The sequence below is a fragment of the Priestia sp. P5_B4 genome, from assembly GCF_056400385.1.
In genome coordinates this window covers 1-5717 of sequence record NZ_JBFULJ010000202.1, presented here as the reverse complement: position 1 = coordinate 5717, position 5717 = coordinate 1, and the positions used below count along the sequence as shown (strand labels likewise).

Annotated in this window: 6 protein-coding genes and 1 pseudogene; 2 read left to right on the top strand and 5 right to left on the bottom strand. The window is 36.5% G+C overall.

From position 1 onward, the window contains the following. Positions 1-30: 30 nt before the first annotated feature. Both sspL and AC1DRF_RS15260 read left to right on the top strand, forming a co-directional pair. Positions 31-171 (top strand): small, acid-soluble spore protein L, encoded by a 141-nt coding sequence (sspL, locus tag AC1DRF_RS15265; protein WP_013057030.1) that lies wholly within the window; start codon positions 31-33, stop codon positions 169-171. 301 nt (positions 172-472) lie between these two features. Beyond that, the gene (locus AC1DRF_RS15260) at positions 473-1144 is read left to right on the top strand and encodes an NAD(P)H-dependent oxidoreductase (RefSeq protein ID WP_427076557.1); all 672 of its coding nucleotides are present in this window, start codon (positions 473-475) and stop codon (positions 1142-1144) included. A 29-nt stretch (positions 1145-1173) separates the two neighbouring features. On the opposite strand, the gene AC1DRF_RS15255 is transcribed toward AC1DRF_RS15260, so the two are convergent. The 5 genes and pseudogenes from AC1DRF_RS15255 to AC1DRF_RS15235 all read right to left on the bottom strand — a co-directional run. After that, positions 1174-1461: a hypothetical protein gene (locus AC1DRF_RS15255; protein ID WP_043982444.1), complete on the bottom strand. Its 288-nt coding sequence runs from the start codon at positions 1459-1461 to the stop codon at positions 1174-1176. A 123-nt stretch (positions 1462-1584) separates the two neighbouring features. Further along, positions 1585-1803, bottom strand: a complete 219-nt coding sequence (locus AC1DRF_RS15250; protein ID WP_025752385.1) for a spore germination protein — start codon at positions 1801-1803, stop codon at positions 1585-1587. A gap of 164 nt (positions 1804-1967) precedes the next feature. Beyond that, a complete protein-coding gene (gene fsa, locus AC1DRF_RS15245) occupies positions 1968-2636 on the bottom strand; it encodes a fructose-6-phosphate aldolase (protein ID WP_477741064.1) in 669 nt (222 codons plus the stop codon). 276 nt (positions 2637-2912) lie between these two features. Next, positions 2913-3653: a metallophosphoesterase family protein gene (locus tag AC1DRF_RS15240; RefSeq protein WP_025752383.1), complete on the bottom strand. Its 741-nt coding sequence runs from the start codon at positions 3651-3653 to the stop codon at positions 2913-2915. Positions 3654-3960: 307 nt separating this feature from the next. Next, a pseudogene (locus AC1DRF_RS15235) lies at positions 3961-5559 on the bottom strand (M4 family metallopeptidase); the annotation flags it as partial. Between the last annotated feature and the right edge of the window lie 158 nt (positions 5560-5717).

Sequence of the window (5717 nt, the reverse complement as noted above, 5' to 3'; positions counted from 1 at the left end):
GTACATACTAACCGAACGGAGGTGACAAAAATGGGTACAAAAAAATCTGCTAACCGCGGTCAAGTAGCTCCTGGAGTTAACCCTCAAGGACACGGAAAAGATGTTGAATTTTCAACAGAACCGAAAAGTGAACTTGAAAACAAAGCGAAAAAGTCAAATACAAAAATTTAATTAACAAGGAGAAGATCACTCTTCTCCTCTCTTCCTCTTAATTACTTTTTCGAAAACGAAACTCTCCAGATTGTTGACTCCTTTCTGCTTCTTACGAAGCTGCATCAATAGTATAAAAAAGTATACTATACAACAAAAATGTGCGTACTTGTTAGAATGATTTATATGAATTATGATAAATCTRCAAACGGATTTTATGACAAATTGTATGTTAACTGACTGTTAATTGTAAGCTATACAGGGTATAGATTACTCTGAACAGTTCATCACTAAATATTTTTCACAGAAAGGTTGTTTACACATGAACCATACAGATAAAAAACAAGAAATTTTAGACGTATTTAACTTTCGTCATGCTACAAAAGAGTTTGATCCAACGAAGAAAATTTCCGATGAAGATTTCCAATTCATTTTAGAAACAGGGCGCTTATCTCCAAGCTCAGTAGGTTATGAGCCATGGAAGTTTTTAGTCGTTGAAAATAAAGATTTAAAAGAAAAATTAAAAGCTGTTTCTTGGGGAGCACAAGGTCAAATTCCTACAGCAAGTCATTTTGTTATTATTCTTTCTCGTACAGACGCAAGATATGACTCTGAATATGTGTTGAATCTTCAAAAAAACGTAAAAGAAATGCCGGATGATGTATTAGAGACATTAATGCCTCGTTATAAAGATTTCCAAGAAAATGATTTTCATTTGTTCGAAAGCAAGCGAGCACTATTTGATTGGGCTAGCAAACAATCTTATATTGCACTAGCTAATATGATGACATCAGCTGCTCAAATTGGTATTGATTCTTGTCCGATTGAAGGATTTAACTATGACCAAGTACACGAAATTCTAAAAGAAGAAGGATTACTAGAAGACGGTAAGTTTGATATTTCCGTTATGGTTGCGTTCGGCTACCGAATTCATGAACCTAAACGCGGAAAAACGAGAAGAAGTATGGATCAAGTTGTACAGTGGGTAAAATAAGAAACGAAAAACGAAGGGGTGACATTGCGTCACTCCTTCGTTTTTATATTTTTATATGCTGTTATAAAGGCAGAAGGATCGGTTTGTATGGTATAAGCGAACATCCCTTGATTTGTATGTAAGTATAAAAAGCCGCTGTCTTTTGAAACGCATTTGTAAGAGATGTCAAATACGTCATTAATGTGAAAGCAATCGTTTTGTGTTTCAATACTATCAGCGTATAAACACATGTCTTTTGAATGCTGAATTGTCACCTTTTGTGTTCGTTTTATTTTTCTTTCAACGTATGTATAAGGAATCATAGAAATAATGCTCATTGCACCCCTCAACTCCCTTCCTCATGAATGTATGTTTTTCTTTTAAAAGCCAAAACACCTTGTTAATCAAACTCTATCACTTACCAAAAAGCAATTCCAGAAAGAGTATTTCTGGAATTGCTTTTAAGATTGCTGCTCTTTATTTTCTTCACCTTTGCAAAAGTCGATATTACTGTTTGTCATAGAGGCAATAGCAGGAGAGCCGTTTCCAAACGAAAAACAAGCTCCTACTGATTTTGTATTTGCCGTGTGACTATTTTGTACAACACAGCCTACGCTTACGTTCGAGTTGTCTTTTAACCCATTAGTCACGATATTTTCAATGTTAATAATACAGCCCATTTTAACACCTCTTTCGTTTCTATTAACGTATGTCATCTCTGTATATATGTATAGGATGTTCGCCTATTATTGATAAGTTGTTTGCTGCAAAATAGAAAAAAAGAATCTTCGTATACCCTTTAAGCAGAGAAGACACTAAAGTGATGTCTTCTCCTTCAGTGAATTTAACTTTTTACAGCTTTTTCCCAGTCTGATGCAAATTTTTCAATTCCTTGCTCTGTTAACGGGTGTTTTACTAATTGTTCAATTACGGCATACGGAATTGTAGCAATATGAGCCCCAGCAAGAGCTACTCGTGTGACGTGATCTGGGTGTCTGACTGACGCTGCTATAATTTGTGAGTCAATGTGTTGAATTCGAAATAGCTCTGCAATTCGAGATACCAGATAAACACCGTCTTCTGAAATATCGTCTAAGCGTCCTAAAAATGGCGATACGTATGTGGCACCGGCACGAGCTGCTAGAAGCGCTTGATTTACTGTAAAAATTAACGTTACGTTTGTTTTTACGCCTTTTTTAGCTAGATAACGGGTTGCTTCCAATCCAGCAATGGTCATAGGAAGTTTAATCGTTATATTTTTGTCTCCTCCATTAATTTTTATCAGCTCTTCTGCTTGAGCAATCATGTCATCTGCTGTTACTGTGTCGGGCGTGACTTCTGCTGAAACGGATTCTACTTCCGGGACGGTTTTTAAAATTTCTTCGATGCGATCTTCAAACTTTACGCCTTCTTTAGCTACTAGCGAAGGGTTTGTGGTAACACCTGATAATACTCCAATTTTATATGCTTTTTTAATATMTTCCAGGTTAGCTGTATCAATAAAAAATTTCATCCTATATTCCTCCACTCGTTATGATAAAAACAGCTTTTCAGGGGCGTTTTTGCATGACTTTATGTTCAAATGGAATTGCCCTCTTCATATTGTCTTCATAAAATAAAATTTATTTCCTTTCAAATGCTGTATGTTTTTCTCCAAGTTTTCCCTWCCTTAAATTCATCGGAATAACTTTTATTTGCATGTATCATACTAATGGTGTTGAAAAACCCCTCATATACTCCATTAAAAAACCTTCAGTATTTATGCTGAAGGTTGAAATACATTCTATTCTTAATTTTTTAGTCCTCTATAGCGAGCTGTTTTTAATTCTTGAACGTAGGGTTCAAAATCCGGCATCTCTACAGCTCTCGCCAATTCGATAGCCTTTTCAATATCGTATGGAATACGTACAAATTGAATAGAAAATGCTGAAGGACTTTCGTCTTGATCCTTTCCTTCTAAGATAAGATAAGAAGCTTGTGGTAAATCAAGCGGGTTTCCTACACTTCCTACATTGCATAGCGTTTTCCCTTTAATATGTTGAATAAATGCATTATGTACATCTCCGTAACAGATAACATCTGGCTCTCTTGATCCTTTTATATTTTTCGTATATTCCGTATTAGCAAATAGACTAAGGCGCTTTTCAAGTGAATCCCAGGGTTGAATTCGATCATAAAGACTTCTAGGTGAAGCGTGAAACATTCTAATTAATTTTCCGCTCATCATAAACTCAACGGAAAAAGGAAGTTCCTTTAAGTATGCCTCTTGGGCTGAACTTAACTTCTTCTGATGCCATTTCAACGCTTCGAATTCCGCAGGCTTTGTAATGAAGTCATCCCAGTTTCCCATTACTGTTACTTCGCACTTTTCTTTTATGATATCAATCGCTTTACTTGAATCCGGTCCTTTTCCTACTAAATCACCTAGACAAATGATGCGATGGATATCTCGCTGTTGTATGTCAGCTAAAACTGCTTCTAATGCAGGAAGATTTCCGTGGATATCTGAAATAACAGCAATTTTGTCCATTGATTCCACCACTCCTTTTTCATATGTATGTATTCAATTCTTTTCTTTATTATAACATTTTATAATAAGACCGTTTACTAAAACGTGTTCTCTTCATTTAACAAACAACGGTATAATTCGAATGGACATAAAAGGGAGGAATAAGAAGTGGATTTTTATAGATCAAGAAGAAATCTGTTTTCCTTATTTATTAACATAAAATAAAGGAGTACTGTAATATATTTATACGAGTACTCCTTTATTGGTAGTAAGGTAGTATAGAGAGTCGTAAGATACCTCATTTATCTTGCGACTTTTGGTTTATAACTTATTGAACACCAACTGCGTCAAATGACTTGCCTACTGAAATTACTTCTTGAGAGCCTGAACCGTATAGATCAGCAGCAGCTTGTACTAAACCTGCACGCGCTTGGCTAAACGTTGTAGACTGAGTGAAGTATAGCGTATTAGCACGGTAATAAATTTTCCCTAGCTTATCGCCGCCGATGCCTGTTACAGTAACCCCGTAATGCGTTCCTCCGTTAGCTAGCAAGTAGGCAGCTTTGTTGATAATACCGCTGTTTGTATGAACTCCGCCGTTGTCACTAGAACCTGTATAGCGCTTTGAATAATGATCCGGATCTCCATATTTCGCTGGGTTGCTCATTGAACGAAGCGCATCACCGCTTGTACCAGGCGTATAAATATCTTCTCCAATTTCCCAATCTGGATTACGGTTGTCATAGTATTCTACCAATGTTCCGAAAATATCGGAAATTGCTTCGTTTAATGCACCTGATTCATATTGATAGATTAAATTAGAACTTCTTTCTGTGACCGCATGCGTCAATTCATGTCCAATAACATCTAATCCTCCTGATAGCGGAACAAAAGTAGTTCCATCTCCATCTCCGTATACCATTTGGGAGCCATTCCAAAACGCATTATTGTACCCGCTACTATAATGAACAGTCGATTTTAGCGGAGCTCCTGCATTGTCATAGGAGTTGCGGTTAAATTTGTTTTTATAATAATCATATGTCACGCCTGCATAATAGTGAGCATCTACTGCAGCTGCATCGCGGGTTGCATTATACGTATTATCCGTGTCTGCCCATAGTGTACCTGGCAGAGATGTACGATTTTTTGCATCATACGTATAGATTGTCGCCCCTCTTGTATTATCTTGTAAGTAGTAAGTAGAACTAGATAACGTTGTCTTTAAAGATTTAGTATCTCCAAGCACTCCTTTACCTGAGCCAATAGCATTTGTTCCTGTTACAGGTTTCGCTGCTGGCTTTGCCGCTTGCTTCACATCGGCTTTTGGACCAGCTACGGAATCAATCGTATTGTACTTATCTAGCACTTTACCGCTAATAGCATCAACAAAGTAATAATAGTTGCCTGGTTCAGGGCTTAAGAAATTTAAATTTACTACATAAGCATACGTTGTGTCTGAACCATTTTGATAAACATACAGTTCAGATGAAGGGGATTTTTCATACGTCGGTTTAAAGCCTAAGTCTTTTTCGGCTGCTTGAATTGCCTTTTTGCTGTCAACTTGCTTCTGTCCTTTTAGCTTTTCCTTTTTATCTAAATCAGGAGCTACTGTACCTGATACAACTTTTAAGGTTCCATCTTTCGCTACGTGTGCTAATTGAGTAGATCCCCAAACAGGAATATTATTATATACCTGCTGCAAGCGTACAACGGTTGCTTGTTCAACGGGATCTTTCACTACTTCTGTCACTTTAAATGAGTTTTGAGCATTTTCGTTTCCTAATTTATATTTGTCTTTATTTGTATTCATATAATGAAATACGACGTCTTGAGCTTTCTGTGATGATGGGCCTGAAAGCTTTCCAGAAATAAACTCAGGAGATTTAATTTCTTTGTTATACTTTTCGGTTGAAAGTACATTATTTGGCGCGGCACTGCTCGTATGGGCAAAAGCAAATGATGAAGAAAGGATACCAACTGATAATAATACCTTTAAAGCCTGTTTTTTCTTTTTCATAGTTTTTTCTCCCTATCCCTAGTAAATTTAATTACCGCAATTTTTCTGTTAATTGTGATAATTAGCAA

Coding starts and splice junctions, on each gene's coding strand:
- sspL (WP_013057030.1), top strand. CDS start 31: ATGGGTACAAAAAAATCTGCTAACCGCGGTCAAGTAGCTCCTGGAGTT.
- AC1DRF_RS15260 (WP_427076557.1), top strand. CDS start 473: ATGAACCATACAGATAAAAAACAAGAAATTTTAGACGTATTTAACTTT.
- AC1DRF_RS15255 (WP_043982444.1), bottom strand. CDS start 1,461: ATGAGCATTATTTCTATGATTCCTTATACATACGTTGAAAGAAAAATA.
- AC1DRF_RS15250 (WP_025752385.1), bottom strand. CDS start 1,803: ATGGGCTGTATTATTAACATTGAAAATATCGTGACTAATGGGTTAAAA.
- AC1DRF_RS15240 (WP_025752383.1), bottom strand. CDS start 3,653: ATGGACAAAATTGCTGTTATTTCAGATATCCACGGAAATCTTCCTGCA.